Source organism: Bdellovibrio bacteriovorus (assembly GCF_048286975.1).
In the GTDB taxonomy this organism is placed as follows: domain Bacteria; phylum Bdellovibrionota; class Bdellovibrionia; order Bdellovibrionales; family Bdellovibrionaceae; genus Bdellovibrio; species Bdellovibrio bacteriovorus_H.
Window position 1 is genome coordinate 1,439,284 of record NZ_JBLVRT010000001.1, and the last position, 14,942, is coordinate 1,454,225.

General features: G+C 50.7%; 15 protein-coding genes. 3 read left to right on the plus strand and 12 right to left on the minus strand.

Going from position 1 to position 14,942, the window contains the following annotated elements:
- Window positions 1-33 precede the first annotated feature (33 nt).
- The gene (locus tag ACNQKP_RS07140; protein ID WP_417863777.1) at window positions 34-966 is read right to left on the minus strand and encodes a signal peptidase II; all 933 of its coding nucleotides are present in this window, start codon (window positions 964-966) and stop codon (window positions 34-36) included.
- Between the two features lie 164 nt (window positions 967-1,130).
- Between ACNQKP_RS07140 and dacB the strand changes: the two genes are divergently transcribed.
- Window positions 1,131-2,555, plus strand: a complete 1,425-nt coding sequence (gene dacB, locus ACNQKP_RS07145; RefSeq protein ID WP_417863779.1) for a D-alanyl-D-alanine carboxypeptidase/D-alanyl-D-alanine-endopeptidase — start codon at window positions 1,131-1,133, stop codon at window positions 2,553-2,555.
- 88 nt (window positions 2,556-2,643) lie between these two features.
- Window positions 2,644-3,771 carry a lytic transglycosylase domain-containing protein gene (locus tag ACNQKP_RS07150; protein WP_417863780.1) on the plus strand — a complete coding sequence of 376 codons (1,128 nt, stop codon included), beginning with the start codon at window positions 2,644-2,646 and terminating at the stop codon, window positions 3,769-3,771.
- 78 nt (window positions 3,772-3,849) lie between these two features.
- Here ACNQKP_RS07150 and ACNQKP_RS07155 read toward each other — a convergent pair whose 3' ends face one another.
- The 3 genes from ACNQKP_RS07155 to ACNQKP_RS07165 all read right to left on the minus strand — a co-directional run bounded on the left by ACNQKP_RS07155 (window position 3,850) and on the right by ACNQKP_RS07165 (window position 5,966).
- Window positions 3,850-4,557: a TetR/AcrR family transcriptional regulator gene (locus tag ACNQKP_RS07155; RefSeq protein WP_417863782.1), complete on the minus strand. Its 708-nt coding sequence runs from the start codon at window positions 4,555-4,557 to the stop codon at window positions 3,850-3,852.
- A 95-nt stretch (window positions 4,558-4,652) separates the two neighbouring features.
- A complete protein-coding gene (locus ACNQKP_RS07160; protein ID WP_417863784.1) occupies window positions 4,653-5,456 on the minus strand; it encodes a hypothetical protein in 804 nt (267 codons plus the stop codon).
- Window positions 5,457-5,516: 60 nt separating this feature from the next.
- Window positions 5,517-5,966 (minus strand): hypothetical protein, encoded by a 450-nt coding sequence (locus tag ACNQKP_RS07165; protein ID WP_417863785.1) that lies wholly within the window; start codon window positions 5,964-5,966, stop codon window positions 5,517-5,519.
- A gap of 230 nt (window positions 5,967-6,196) precedes the next feature.
- Here ACNQKP_RS07165 and ACNQKP_RS07170 point away from each other — a divergent pair, with 230 nt between their 5' ends.
- Window positions 6,197-7,504 (plus strand): hypothetical protein, encoded by a 1,308-nt coding sequence (locus ACNQKP_RS07170; RefSeq protein ID WP_417863787.1) that lies wholly within the window; start codon window positions 6,197-6,199, stop codon window positions 7,502-7,504.
- On the opposite strand, the gene ACNQKP_RS07175 is transcribed toward ACNQKP_RS07170, so the two are convergent.
- From ACNQKP_RS07175 to ACNQKP_RS07210, 8 genes are all read right to left on the minus strand, one after another.
- Complete coding sequence (locus ACNQKP_RS07175; RefSeq protein ID WP_417863789.1) at window positions 7,497-9,068, minus strand: S8 family serine peptidase; 1,572 nt, start codon at window positions 9,066-9,068, stop codon at window positions 7,497-7,499. The two genes, ACNQKP_RS07170 and ACNQKP_RS07175, sit on opposite strands and share 8 nt — an antisense overlap.
- Window positions 9,069-9,141: 73 nt before the next feature.
- Window positions 9,142-9,810 carry a glutathione S-transferase family protein gene (locus ACNQKP_RS07180; RefSeq protein WP_417863790.1) on the minus strand — a complete coding sequence of 223 codons (669 nt, stop codon included), beginning with the start codon at window positions 9,808-9,810 and terminating at the stop codon, window positions 9,142-9,144.
- A 40-nt stretch (window positions 9,811-9,850) separates the two neighbouring features.
- Complete coding sequence (locus tag ACNQKP_RS07185) at window positions 9,851-10,579, minus strand: hypothetical protein (RefSeq protein WP_417863791.1); 729 nt, start codon at window positions 10,577-10,579, stop codon at window positions 9,851-9,853.
- 151 nt (window positions 10,580-10,730) lie between these two features.
- Window positions 10,731-11,969 (minus strand): M14 family metallopeptidase, encoded by a 1,239-nt coding sequence (locus ACNQKP_RS07190; RefSeq protein WP_417863793.1) that lies wholly within the window; start codon window positions 11,967-11,969, stop codon window positions 10,731-10,733.
- A gap of 190 nt (window positions 11,970-12,159) precedes the next feature.
- Window positions 12,160-13,170, minus strand: a complete 1,011-nt coding sequence (gene murB / locus ACNQKP_RS07195) for a UDP-N-acetylmuramate dehydrogenase (RefSeq protein WP_417863794.1) — start codon at window positions 13,168-13,170, stop codon at window positions 12,160-12,162.
- Between the two features lie 15 nt (window positions 13,171-13,185).
- The gene (locus tag ACNQKP_RS07200; RefSeq protein ID WP_417863795.1) at window positions 13,186-13,497 is read right to left on the minus strand and encodes a PilZ domain-containing protein; all 312 of its coding nucleotides are present in this window, start codon (window positions 13,495-13,497) and stop codon (window positions 13,186-13,188) included.
- Between the two features lie 102 nt (window positions 13,498-13,599).
- Window positions 13,600-14,109, minus strand: coding sequence for a dihydrofolate reductase (locus ACNQKP_RS07205; protein WP_417863796.1), 510 nt, complete (start codon window positions 14,107-14,109; stop codon window positions 13,600-13,602).
- Window positions 14,106-14,900 (minus strand): thymidylate synthase, encoded by a 795-nt coding sequence (locus tag ACNQKP_RS07210; RefSeq protein WP_417863798.1) that lies wholly within the window; start codon window positions 14,898-14,900, stop codon window positions 14,106-14,108. Before ACNQKP_RS07210 ends, ACNQKP_RS07205 begins: the two co-directional genes overlap by 4 nt.
- Window positions 14,901-14,942: the final 42 nt, after the last annotated feature.

A 14,942-nucleotide genomic window follows, 5' to 3' on the forward strand; every position in this document is an offset into this window, starting at 1 on the left:
GGATTTACGCGGAAATCAGGACCAAAAGAGGGGCTAGCCCTCTTCTTTGTATTCGATCACATTGACGGTACGTTCTTTTTTAATCTGGTGCAGACGTTTATTGATTTCATCTGCCAGTTCTTCCAGATGTTTGAACTCATCGCCGGTTCGAAGTTTCAGATGGGCATCCGCTTTGCCTTCCAGGGCCTGGTTCAGGAAGCGTTCAAAGGCATAAAGCGGACCGGCGATGCGGTGGGAAATCAAACGGCCCACCGCAAACAAGATCGCACAGAACGCAACCGAGATGATCATAAAGGTGATCACAAACGGTACCAGAAATTTGTTCAGCAAAAAGGCGTTGTTGCCCACCAGTTCCTGAATCGTCACACGCATGTAGGTATAGGAAAACACCGAGCAGATCAGCGTCAGACTTAAACCCACACCCATCAGGATGAAGCAGTATTTGAGCTGGAAAGGCATGTTCACCCAATACTGTTTGCGCACGTTGTTTTCGGGCCACAGCAGTTCACCCTCGCGGATGATCGCATACACGATCAGGCCATAACCCACCCATTGCAGGGCATCGGCCACGTTGAATGCCGGACTGGACAGGGACGGTGTGCCGACAACGATGAAATCGACCACGTAGCCCCAGATGATCCGGTCAGTGACGTTTCCAATGATTCCGCCAATCAAAATGGAAAGACCGGAACGCAAAGTGAGGGACTTGATGGGAAGCAAGTATTGGATCAGAGCATAAGTCGCCAGCAAAAACGCGCCGCCAGTGGAAAGGGACACGATACGCAGCACAGACGGTAAATCCGAAAACAGCCCCAGCATAGCCCCATGGTTATGATGAAGAACGAAGTGCACAGGACCATAGGATTTCAACTGCGTGATTCCCGTCGCCCAGATCTTGGTGATGCGGTCCAAGGACCACGTCGCCAGAAGTGGCAGAATCACAATTAGCCATTCACGTTTTTTCATGAACTTCAGTCTAACAAGTGACTCCAAGACTTGCGAAAGAAAACTAAGAACATTACCATCGTCCAGAACGCGTGAAAAAGGCTCATCTGACTGCGTTGTCGGACTTGCGTTTTCTGCAGGTGATTTGGAACGGTTTCCGGATTGGTTTTTATGGGGAGAGTTGAGTGAAAGCTTTATTGATTTCTTTGGTCGTTGCGATGATTTCTTTCAACGTTCACGCGGATGATAAGTTTAAGGATATTTCCAAAGAGTTTGAGGGGCTGGCTAAGAAGTACGGCGTGAACACCAAAGATTTGGGTATTTATGCGACGATTGGTGAAGGGGAAGAACTGAAAACTCTTCTGGATGTGAATGGGAACAAGATGATGGTCCCGGCATCCATTTCGAAAATTGCGACAGCTTCCGCGGTTTTGGCTTCGTTTCCTCCGGGGACTAAATTTAAAACTCAGCTTTTGATCAGCGGCGAGCTGAAAAACGGAACCTTGAAGGGGACTTTGTACCTTAAAGGCGGTGGGGATCCTTCATTTGTATCTGAAAACATGTGGTATCTGGTGAATGCTTTCACCAGAACCAAAATCAAAAAAATTGAAGGGGATATCGTCGTCGATGATTCTCTGTTCGACAGTGTTCGTTACGACATGAGTCGACAGAAAGAGCGCGTGGATCGTGCTTACGATGCACCGGTCGGCGCGATGAGCTTTAACTGGAATTCAGTGAACATTTTTGTGCGTGCAAATGGCGCAGGTAACGGCGCAGATGTTACGATTGATCCGGAAAATGACTATATCCGTCTGGTGAACAAAGCCAAAACGGTGGGTGGTTCGGCGAACAATCTTCTGGCGGATCGTGATGAAGACAAGAAGTTCCCGGGAGATGTGATTCACGTCGGCGGCAGTATTGGTCAGGGTTTGAAGGAAGTGGTGGTCTTTAAGAACATCACGCAACCGGACCTTTGGGCAGGCTACAATCTGAAGGCTTTTCTGGCGCAAAGAGGAATTCAACTCACCGGTACGATCCGCAACGGTGTCACACCAGAGAAGGCCGAACTGGTCGCTGAATCGGAAAGTAAACCGATTGAACAAATGGTTGCCGACATGAACAAGTTTTCAAACAACTACGTTGCCGAGATGCTGACCAAGAATCTGGGTGCGGTGAAAAAAACAAAGGGTGCGACGCTGGCGGATGGCGTGCTTGTTATCAATGAGCACATGCAAAGTCTGGGGGTGCCGGCAGAACAATACAATCTGGAGTCTCCTTCAGGTTTGTCGCGACAGAACAAGCTGTCATCTTTCGCGATGTGGAAGGTCCTGCAGCATTTACGCAACGATTTCCGGGTCCAGCCGGAGTTCCTGACTTCCTTGCCGATCGCGGGAGTTGATGGCACGCTTAAAAAACGCATGAAGAATTCCCCGGCAGAACGCTGGGTGCGTGCGAAAACGGGATTCCTGACGGGCGTGGTCTCATTAGCGGGTTATGCGGGTTTGGAGGACGGGCGAGTTGTGACTTTCTCTTTCGTTTACAACGGTTCCACGGATGAGACGAAGATTCGCGCGTTTTTTGATAATTTACTTATCTATCTTGTAAAATAAGCCGATTGAAATGGTGGAAGGTGGACCTCCCATGATGAAACTCAGTGTCTCAGTTCTATACGTTTTTATGTTAGGCGCTCCTGTGGCAATGGCACAGGGAAATATTGCTGAGCAAGTTGTGCCACAGGTTTTGGGTCGCAGTCCGGAAGAAAGTCGTCCATGGCGTGCTCCGGTGTTCTCTGATCAGACGGCATCGCTGGGTTATCATGAATCCGCGTTCTCTATCCCAAAGGGCATGGACAAACAAGTTCAGTTCTGGATTGATATCTACACCAAGTATTCCACCAATCAGGGTGTGATTCACGATTCTGAGAATGTTGAGAAGGTTTACGAGATCGTGGATCTGACGGGCCTGACCACAGAGCGTGCGAAGCAAAAGCGCGTTGATGAAGTGAAAAAAGAAATTGCCCTGAAATTGAATTCTCCGGAAGCTGCGGATCGCTTGCGCTTCCAGCTGGGGCAAAAAGACCGCATGCAGGATGCGATCTTCTATTCCGGTCGTTATCTTGAAGACATGGAAAAAATCTTCCGCGATGCCAAGGTTCCGGTGGAGCTGACGCGTCTGGCATTTGTTGAAAGCTCTTTCAATATCATGGCCCGCTCCAAAGTGGGTGCGAGTGGTCTTTGGCAGATCATGCCTTACACGGCAAAGCCATACAAAATGATTTCTCCGACGGTGGACAACCGCAATCATCCGATGGAAGCGACAAAACTGGCGGCGAAACTTCTTCGTCAGAACTATTCCATGCTGAATTCCTGGCCTTTGGCGGTGACTGGTTACAATCACGGTCCAACCGGAGTGCGCAAGCTGACTGAAAAGTACGGCACGCGGGAGCTGGGTCAGTTGGTGACGGATGTAAAATCCAGCAAGACTTTTGGATTTGCGTCCCGTAACTTCTATGCAAGCTTCCTGGCGGCACTGGAAGTGGAAAAGAATGCGGGCAAGTACTTCGGTTCTGTTGTGTGGTCCAAGCCTTTGGATTCACAGGATCTGAAGCTTCCGGTGTCTGTAAAGTATAAAGAGATCGTCAGCTGGTTTGATGGTGATGATCGCAAGGCCCAGATATTCAATCCGCATCTGACTTTCAAGGCCCGCAAAGGGCACCCGATTCCGGCTAAGACGGTGATCGCGGTTCCAAAGGACAAATACAATGTCGCTTTGATCACTCTGGCCCGCCGTGACCGCATGGTGGCGATGGAAGATAAAAGAAAATAGAAATCAGAGCTTGGAAATTGGAAATAAAAAAAGCCGGGAGACAATCCCGGCTTTTTTATTTTCGAATGTGCGGATGACTTAGATGAAATCGCCTTTATTGCGATTTACCGCAGCTACCGGAGCGGGACCGCCCAGATCCAGATACTTGTGGAAGAGCTGATAGATCTCTTCAACAACGGCTGCATCGTGGATGGCGGTTGGGTTATCGATCGCCATTGTGTTGGTCAGGCCAATGAAGGCGTTAACCATGATGTAAGAGATCTTTTCCATGTCGCGGCCCGGGATCTGAGGAAGGTTGTAGCGGACAACTTCCTGGAAGAAACGGATTGTCTCGGACATATAAGCAGCTTCGGCAACATAGTACTGAATGGTGGTCAGTTTAGAGCGAAGTTCCGAGTTGCGACGAGTGGTTTCAACAGCCAGTTCAATCATTCCCTTCACACGCTGCTCAGGTGGCAGTGGGGAAATAGCGCGCATTTTTTCGCTGAAGATGCGTTTGTCTTCTTCAAGGATGTTTTTAACAACTGCTTGAACCACAGACTCTTTGTTGCCAAAGAACTGATACAAAGAACCGATGCTGACGCCTGCTTCTTTGGCGATTTTGTCAGTCGTGATTGAGTAGAAACCTTCACTGACCAAGAGGCGGGAGCAGGCATCAAGGATTGTCGCGACTGTCTGGCGAGAACGTTCTTGTGTGGGAGCCTTTACAATAATCTTAGTTTTCTTCGTTTTTTCTTCAGATGACATCATGTTCAACGAAAACCCTTTCTGAGGACCTAGTTCCATGAGGACAGAATAGGGGGGACTGGACGCGGGGGCAAGTCTGGTTTTTTGCAATTCTGTAATGTTTGTAAATAAATAATGAAGAAAAATACGAGGATTTATTCGCTATAACCTTGAGCATCCTGAAGAACTTCGGGACCCCACATCACTGTGTCGCCGGAACTTATATAGTTCTGCAGGAATTGGGAAAGGTCCGAAGCGCCTTCGTTCATCCAGTACATCACGCAGTCGGTGTTGGTGGAATGCGCCCCATGAGCGGTGTCCTGATGAGCCGTTACCATCGGAACCCCGTTGTTCACAAATCCCAAGGCATGACCCATTTCGTGCACCAGCGTGCTTTGTTCAACGTATCTTGGAACAACTCCGTTGGGATTCATGCCTGAGCTGCGAACCACATCCTTGAAGATGGCAATGATCGGGGTGCCGCTCAGGCTGACTCCGATGACGCCGGTTTCTGGGCCGGACCCTGTGCTGTAATTGCCATCCAGGAAATACAGATAGAAGCGCGAGTCCCTGCTGCTGGGAAGCTGGCCGTGATACTGCTTGTGCAGATTGACGATGTCGATACCGGTCCATTCGGTTTTTCCCTGGGCGGGGATAGAAGTCATCTCGGCCAGGGTTTTGGGAACAGTGATTGTCGGAGGAGTGCTGCGATACTGGAAGATCGCCGTCAAGTTGTCTTCCAGTATGTCCCAATAGTTCATGCCGCCAGCGGTGGCCCCGGTGAAGGGCTCAGAGCCTGTTTCATAATAAATTTCCATTGAGATTGTGGCGGTGCTTTTGAAGTAGTTTTTGGCGGTGGAATAAGGAAAGCTTGAGTCCGAACCGGAGCTGCCACCACTGCAGCTTGCAGTCAGCAGAAAACAGATTGTAACAAAAGATCCCAGCAACGTCTTACCCACATACTTATGTTAGACCGGGAAAAATGCGATGCCTAGTTCTCGTTTCAAAACCGGACAATACTACTGCAGCTCCTGGTCACAGTACAATTGCGCCCGTTGTTCATTGGCCGGGTAGCTCATGGATTTCGCCAGTTTCTGACATTGCTTTTTGGTGATAGTTCGGTTGAACTTGCGCAGACATTCCCAGCGTGCTTCATCGCCTGAATCCGGGAATTCCATCAGCTTGGTGATGGAATGGCACTCTTTAAGATTCGGCTGTTGGCGCAGGTCATACAGGCACACCAGGCGGGCTTCTTCCGCATTGGTGGAATATTCCATGGATGAAGCCACACTCAAACACTGAGTGACAGAGACCTGGTTCTTTTTTTGTTTTAAACACTTCAGGCGCAGATCATCGCGCTGATCCATGGCAAGCTTCGTGGACTTCGCCACATGGCAAAGAGGGGCGGCTTCCGTCTGGAAAGCACCCAATCCGATAATAGCAGCTACAACCAACAAGAGCTTCATCATGTTCCCACTCCAATAGCACTGGCCTTTAAAGCAAGGTTCCGGCCAGTTCTATAAGCAAATAGGATTATTATAAAATCAAATGACTGTCTCATAATTTGACAGTCGACATTCTTTGGAAGCGAAAATAGTCAGCTGTGCAAATCAAATCAATTCATAACATCTTAAAGGAGCCAATAGGGGGCACAGGCTTTGCTTTGTAAGACCTCTATATAATAAAGAGAGGTCAGATCATGGGCGCAAGGACAGGTCTTTTAAAGCTATTCGTGGCGGGCATGGTGATTACTTCCGGTTCGGCGGCTTTCGCCTCAAACCAGGAATCCTGCATTCTTCCCGATGAACAGCAGATGCTGTCGTGCCTGAATACGACTCTGATCCCCTCGCTGGTGCCCGCAGCCGAGCAGACCTTCAAAGACTACTATCATCGCCTGAGCCAGAGCTATCAACTGCCTGTGGGTGAGGGGGACCTGTCCTCTTTCCGTAGCAAGTACTTCCCCCAGGATCAGATGCCCGCTGTTGAAATGGTCGGCTCTCGTCTGGACGGATCTGGGAAAACCTTTCGTATCATCAAAGACTCTTACTTCCTGGTGGGAAAACGCAAAGCCGAGAAGCTGCTGCGCCGAAATGCCCATGAGGCCCTGCAGTTCGTGGCCTACTTCCACGCACGCAACTTCGGAAAAAAGAACGGGCTGTTGTTCAACTTCAATCGCGTTGAAATCAGTGCCCTGAATGTCGAAGGTTCCGAAGGTGTGCTGGCTTTGGACGGACAGACCCTGCGAATCAATCTGCCTGAGGACCGCGAGATCAAAGCCAAGGATCTGCTGCAGCTTTGGAACTCGGGCGATGTGCTGCTGACGCAATCGCAGGCCAGCACTCCCCGTGCGATCATGAAAGTATTTGCTCACTTTGGCAGTCAGAAAGACAAAATGGGCATGAAGGTTCTGGAAAACTGGAGCTTCTTCAATCCGATTTCGGATTTCCGTGTGCAACTGGCGGCCCTTTATCATGGTCATTCCAAGACGCTGATTCAGAAGCTGCAGAAACTGCCGGATTCCCAGTTTAAATCCTGGATCCAGGAGCTGGTGCCGCAGGAGCAGCTGCAGAAGTCGGACGACCTGAAAGACCTGGTGTTGGCGTCCATGAATTCGGCGGATGTGTATGCCGGGGCGTTGGACAGTCTTTTCAGCGAAAAAAAGTCATCTGGCAGCGGGGACATCAATATCATCAACCGCAAGACCGGACTTTGTCTGATCAAGGTCAGCAATTCCCACGTTATCAAAGTGGACTGGGATGAATCCGAATTTGGTGATGGCACGGTTGAGTCAGTTTCTGCAGAAATCAAAATTGACGGGGGCAAGGTGGATGTGACCGCCGCCAGCCATCAGGACGTTCATGTGGTAAATGATCAGACATGGGTGGGTGGAGTCTGTGTCGACACCAATGACAATGTTCAAGTGAATCTGGACAGCTTGCTGCGCGCAGTGAAAAAACGCATGACTGACAAAGCGCTGGTTAAGATGGCGGCCAAAAGGATTATTTAAAATCTAAAGCGGAATTGACGGCGGCTTCTGCGTTGACCAAACCCGCGCCATAGCGGTTGTCATTGTTCGGCGTCATTGGCGTGGCTGTCTTCATCAGCAAAGCCTTTAATTCTGAAGGCTTTATTTTTTTGTTGGCAGCCTTCATGAGCGCCGCAACACCCGCGACGTGCGGAGTCGCCATCGAAGTCCCGAAAGTTTCCTTGAAACTGGTCAACTCTGATTTCAGTCCGATCATGGTTTCAGGATTTGTATGGATGGCTGCACGGATTTTTTGACCCACGGATTGTTCCACAAAAATGCCCACCGCAAACAGCATATTGTCTTTTTCAAAAAGGCGCGTGTCGATCAGGCCTGGTCGGTTATTGGCGACAATCACACTGCTTGCGCCGGCGCGCATGGCATTGCGGATCTGATCTTCAATCGGGGTTTCACCGACAGTGACCAGCACATGTTTGTCTTTGACGTCTTTTCCTGCGAAGTCGGCGGGTTCACCATCGCCGCAGTCCACCACGGCTTTTGCAATCTCTGTGAGTGGCAAAGCGGTGCCTTTCAGATGATAGGCCTTCTGCGGGGAGCTGTTTTCACCAATGGTCAGGGTGCTGAAGCGCCCTGAACCCACAGGAATGGTGGAAACGATCTGAACTCCCGGTGCCACGACAGAAACTTCCGGGCCGTACTGGGAAAAGACGGCGTGTTTTAAATTTCTATTCACTGCACCCACTGCAATCACAGTAGGAGCAGATGCCGGGAAGAAGACTTCGTTGATGCCATAGTTGCCCGTGGCTGCCACAACAGCGATGCCCGCACGGTCCGCTTCCAACAAGGCTGCTTTTTCTGCTGGAGATCCACCAGAACTTCCCAGTGAAAGATTCATCACATCCACGCCCTGGGAAATGCCCCAGGAGATTCCGGCAACGATTGCGGTGTTTGAACATCCCGAGTCCACGCAGACTTTGGCCGCCAGCAGTTTTGCTTTGGGAGCCACACCGGAAAAGCCGTTGCCGTCTTCTGCCGCGGCAATGGTGCCACCCACGTGGGTGCCGTGACCGGTTCTGTCGTGGAAGTCATTCGGTTCGGAGTCTTCGGTGAAGTTACGACCTCTTTCAAAGTTCGGAGCCAAAGACGGGTGACTGGCATTCATGCCGCTGTCCAAAACCAGAACTCTGACGCCGTCGCCCTTGTTGGATCTTTCCCAGGCTTGCGGGGCTCTGATGGCTGCCAGCCCCCAAGGGGTCCCCGGAGAAACAACATCGGTGTTTGCAAGTTCATCACCTTCGCTGACACGCGGAGGTGCCGGATGGAAGTATTCTTTTTCAACATAGGCAACGCCCGGAGCCGCTTTGATGCGCTCAAGATCTGCGGGGTTTTTAGTGTCGACAATGAAGGTTTTGATGTGCGGCAGGCTTTTTTCAATCGTGCCGGGCAAGGACTGGGACCAGGTGCCACGGGTGTTCAGGGTGCGCTCAAAGGATGATTCATCTTTCATCATCACAATCACTCGCGCGGCCAGGGCCTCGGAGTTTGTTGCCAGAACAAGCAGGAAAGAAAAAAAGGTGAACTTCATGGGACAGAAGTTCACCTTTTCGCATCTATATGTAAAGGGGCAGTGGGGGGCTTATGAAAGCTTTTCCCGAGTGTCAAAAGACTTTACGGGGAGTCTTTTCTTTTAAAGCTTCCTCGACCCAGAATTGCACCCCATGGTGATCCTGGATGTTCTTCATATAGGCTTTGACCATCTTGTCTTTGATCTGAATTTTGTAAGACAGGAAGCGGAAAACAATCGGTGCAAAGAACGCATCGGCAATGCAGAAGTCACCAAACAGGTAAGGACCTTCGCTGACTTTCAAGGCGGTCGTCCACATTTCCAGGATGCGGTTGATGTCGGTGATAGTTCCCGGAGTCAGGTGACGGACTTCTTCAGAGTGTTTCAGGTCCATGCTCAGTTGCGAGCGCAAAGAGGCAAAGCCAGAATGCACTTCCGCCGCGTAAGCACGAGCCAGGGCGCGGGCGCCGATATCTTCAGGCCATAGTTTTGCCTCAGGGGAAAGTTCATTGAGGTATTCAGCAATTGCCAAAGAGTCCCACAGAACAATCTTGCCTTGCTTCAGCGCAGGCACTTTGCCGGATGGAGAAAACTTGGCGATTTGCGCCGCTGTTTTTGGCTGATCCAGAGTGATGTTGACTTCACGGAATGGCAAACCGGATTGAACCGCCACCAGCCACGCACGCATGGACCAGGATGAAAAGGTTTTGTCTCCGATGATCAGGTCGAAATACGGTTTGTCGCTGTGAACGTGATAGGCCACTTCAATACCTCCGGGTATGAGAATGGCCTAGAGTGTAGTCTTACGCGGCCGCCTCGGCAAGGGTCAGCTCAAATGGAGGCGGTGAGGCAGAGTTTTCGGCGGTGTTGACCATTTGCTGTTGTTTTTGCAGCTTTTCGGCCTTGTGGTGAGTGTACTTTTCCCACAGCTTGCGCACCCAGTGGTGAGTCAGCGGGTTTTCAAAGCTTCTCTCAACTTTTTTCTCAAACACGGCAATGGCGCATTTGTAGTTCATTTTTTCGACGTGGCCCTGGATGGTGGCTCCCAGTCGCTCGCACATCGAATCGACTTTTAAGTCCACGCGCGGGGTTCCGACGACAAAGTCCGCGGGGGACTGATCCATATAAAACAAACCCAGGCCCGTTAGAATTTCACCCCAGGGGATTTCCTGGGACTGCTTGCGCCACAGCGGGGCCAGCGTGAAATATTCCATGGTCATGATTTTGTTGCCCTGTTTGGTGACCGACTTCACAAACTGCGGATCGAGTTCTTTGAAATAGTTGTGATTTTGATGAGCACGCAGATTCAGATCGAATGTGGTGAACAGATTGAATCCGACAATTTCATTTTTATACAGCAGTACTCCGGCAGCATGACATCGGAAGAAGTCGTCGTGATCCAGTTCGACTCCGGCGCGGTTCAGGACGCGCCCGAAGGTGTCCTCCCACAGTCCGTAAACTTCGTTCAGAAGTTCTTTTTGAGTATCGCACACATGGTGAAGCGGAATGATTTGATAGCTGATCTTTGGCATACACCAAGCATGAAGTCGGTCGGGCTTATTCTGACAGTCCAATTGGATTTTTTTGGACCTTCGCTAAGTTTATGTCACGGATTCCATGTTGAACGGCAATAAAAAAGGCGACTTGCGCCGCCTTTTTCAGAGTTAATTTTGATTCAATAAACTAGGGTTTGAAGATCGGACCATTGCCATCAAGCACGCGATAAGGATTGTCCGCGTACTCGATCATGTAAAGGACTGGTTCCAGATTCTTTCTTTGCACTTCCGGGATGATCTGCGCACCTGGATAGAATCCACCAGAGCCCCAGCCGCTGTTGGCCGGATCAAGTTCGAAGGTGAAAGAAATAATCTTGTGTTCACCGTAAGACCAATCTGTCGTGTCCCCGCTGGCGATGTACAGACCGGAAGACTGCTGTGGCTGATAGCCATTCCACTCCGCCATCTTTTTTGCCATCACTTCGTGAACTTGTTTGTCACGAGTGTTGGAAATACCTTCATACTGGTGACCCCAAGGGTAAAGAATCAACTGCGAGAACGTATGGAAAGAAAGCAGGCTTGTGATGTTTTCGTGGGATTCCACATAGCGTTTGATCGCTTGGGTTTCAGGTTCACTGAAGGCCGCAGGTCCACGGAACGTGTCACTGCTTGGGTTGGTGCTGGCTCCACCGCCGCCCCAGCCGTAACCATAATTGCGGTTCAGATCCACACCGTAAGTTCCGTTGCTGTTTTGTCTGCGGTTTTTTCTCCAGGATTTATAGCTGCCCGTGGAAATGTCAAATTCAGCTCCGTCCGGATTGACCATCGGGATGAAGTGCAGATCACGCGCATTGACCAGACGCTGGATGCGCGGATTGCCGTTGGCGTATTCGGTCAGCAGGTATTCCACATAGTACAGTGGCAGCTCAATGGACAGATGTTCACGCGCGTGGTGACCCCCCATAAAGATCGCCGCTGGCAAGGTGTCAGCATTGGCAAGATCGCCGGAAATGCGAATCGCCCAGATGTCACGGCCTTCAAGTGACTTTCCGATGGAATTCATTTGGGAAATGTCGGTGTGCCGGGACGTCAGAGTTCTAAGTTTGTCGGTCATTTCCGCATAGTTATGGAAAGCGGCATCTTTCGCTGGGAAATCCATGGCGTCGGTCATCGGGAAGCTGACTTCAAGCAGTCCCAGTTCTTCGACCGCGTTTTTTTCTTCCAGGCTGCCGACAGCGATCACGTAGTCTTCACGAGTCGCTTCGATGGAGGCGCCGGTATTGGCAACCAGGCTTCGCTGGAATTTGTCTTCAGCGCGAACCTTCATCCAATATTGAGTGGTATCTACGGATTGTGCGTTTTGCAGCGGCAAAAAGCTGATAGCGGAAATGGCAACAGCCGCCATCCACATGGTGGTCTTCTTCATAACCCCTCCTTGGGCTTCTGAGGCAGAACTCAGATACCATATTGTGAGAGGTTTATGTGTTAGGGTACAAGGCTTTGGTAGGGGAGCTGAGACTAAGGTCTAGGTGAAGGACCACAGAAGCGCTCCACGGGGATCTGCGGTCCTTATTGCAGAAAAATACATGCACTGAGGTTGTCGTGAAGAATGTCTGTTACCACCGGATGGGTTCGGCTTCGATTTCGACGCCGAATTGGGAGTGAACGTCAGAAGACACCTGGCGAGCCAGCTTCCATACGTCATCAGCGGTCGCGCCACCGTGGTTCACCAGAACCAGCGCCTGCTTTTCATACATGCCCACCGGGCCCAGCTTTTTGCCCTTCCAGCCGGCGCGATCAATCAGCCAGCCGGCCGCAAGTTTATAGCGGTCTTCGTACGGGAAGCTGACCAGGTCGTTGTGTTTTGAAAGCAGGCCATCGCGCAGCTCTTTGCTGACGATGGGGTTTTTGAAGAAGCTTCCTGCATTGCCGATCACTTTTGGATCCGGCAGTTTGCTTTGGCGGATGTTGATCACGGCCTGGGCCACGTGACGGGGATCCTGAGGCCAGTTGTTGCGCTCAACTTCTTTGCGGATGTCGCCGTATTCCAAGTGCAGCACATTTTTCTTTGGCAGACGGAAGGTCACATCCCAGATCAGATAGCGGCCCGCGCCTTCTTGTTTGAAGTAGCTGTCGCGGTACGAAAACTGACATTCTTTATTGCTGAAGACTCTGGGTTCACCAGTCTGCAAATCCAGGGCGTGGACTTCCCACAGGGTGTCTTTAACCTCTACGCCGTAGGCGCCGATGTTTTGGATCGGGGCCGCACCCACTGTGCCAGGAATCAAAGAAAGATTCTCTAGGCCCCAATAGCCTTCTTCCAGGGTCCACTGAACGAAGTCGTTCCAGACTTCTCCGGCCTGGGCTTTGACGAACCAGTAATCCGGATCTTCGTGAATCAGCTTGCGACCGAGGTTAGATACTTTCAGTACCAGGCCTTCGATTTGAGAAGGCAGAACCAGATTGCTGCCGCCACCCAGGATTTTCCAAGGCAGTTTCTTCAGGTCAGGATTCATCAGCAGGGTGGACAGATCCGCAGGGGTGTACAGCTCGACAAAGCGTTCTGCTTGAGAGCGCAATTGAAGTGTGTTGGAAGAGCTGAGGTCGTGAGAGTTTTGGATCTGCATGATGCAGAGATCTTATTAGAAGGCTCCGGCTTTGGCCATCATTCTTTCAAGGATTTGATCCTTGTTGATAAAGCAAATGCCCAGGCCCAGTCCTTTGCTCCAGATCACTTCGGCCGCCACGTTGTGCGTACGATCGACAGTATCTAACTTGACTGTAAGGTTCAGCAGGTCCCCTTTTTGCGGGACGTAGTCTCCTTGCGAGACTTCCAGAAAGGCACCGGTCTGCGAGATATTGCGAAGCTTGGCCACCAGAATGCCGATGTGGCCGTACACTTCGATCGAAGCCATCTCTTTGGTTCTGAATCGTTTTGCGGTTGTTGAGCTCATAAGGCACTCCGGGATTAGCGTCTTAACTCTATTCTCGGAAAAAATATCGCATTGGTAGAGTCCAAATTGAATCAGTCTCAAGATGGGACTTGATTCTGGACCCTACTTGCGCAAGTAAGTCAGAAACGAAAAAGGAATAGGCGTTTCGATGTCACGTCGCTCTGTCTGAGTGAACACCTTTTCGTCAATTTCAGGGTAATAAGTGTCCCCCGGAAATTCGCGATGGATCAGCGTCAGATAGATTTTGTCCGTGATTGGCATGGCTTGTTTGTAGATCTCGCCACCACCAATGATGAAAACTTCATCACCCCATTTTGCCGTCAGAGGTTCGGCGTGTTTCACGGCTTCTTCGATGGAAGCAACGAAAACCACAGGACTTGATTCGGTGGAGTTAAAGCTTTGTTTGGACGGGTCGCGTGTAACCACAATGTGATAGCGGTTGGGAAGGGCGCGGCCGTTGAAAGAATCAAACGTCTTGCGCCCCATGATCATGATATGACCCTTGGTGGTGTCGCGGAAGAACTTCATGTCCTCGGGCAGACTCCAGGGAAGGCCCCCTTGCGCGCCGATCACACGATTCTGCGAACAAGCCACCACATGAGTCAAAATCATACTGCCACCTCAGCCTTGATAGCCGGGTGCGGATCGTAACCGATGATTTCGATGTCTTCGTAAGTGAAGTCGAAAAGATCTTTCTTTGCCGGATTCAGTTTCAACTGAGGCAATGGACGGAATTCACGGGTCAGTTGCAGGTTCGCCTGTTCAAGGTGATTCAGGTAAAGATGCGCATCACCCAGCGTGTGAACAAAGTCGCCCACTTCAAGGTTGCATACTTGTGCGATCATATGAGTCAGCAAAGCGTAGCTGGCGATATTGAACGGCACGCCCAGGAAAATATCAGCACTGCGCTGATACAGCTGGCAGGAAAGCTTTCCGTTCGCCACATAGAACTGGAAGAAGGCGTGACATGGCGGCAAAGCCATCTTGTCAACGTCGCCCGGATTGAACGCCACCACCAGCATGCGGCGGGAATTCGGATTCTTTTTGATTTGTTCAACCACGTTGGTGATCTGATCGATCGTGCGACCGTCAGCCGTTTCCCAGGAGCGCCATTGTTTTCCGTACACCGGGCCCAGGTTGCCGTTTTCATCAGCCCATTCATCCCAGATCGTCACTTTGTTGTCGTGAAGATACTTGATGTTGGTTTCACCCTTCAGGAACCATAGCAGTTCATGAAAGATCGAGCGCGTGTGCAGTTTTTTGGTGGTCAGCAGAGGGAAGCCCTCTTGCAGATTGTAGCGCATCTGATAACCGAACATGGAAATAGTGCCGGTGCCTGTGCGGTCCTCTTTTTTCACGCCATGTTCTAGAACTGTTTGGATGAGATCGTGATACTGCTTCATTCTGCCTCCTTGCGGGTACCGTACTGTGGGAAAGTTATGGTC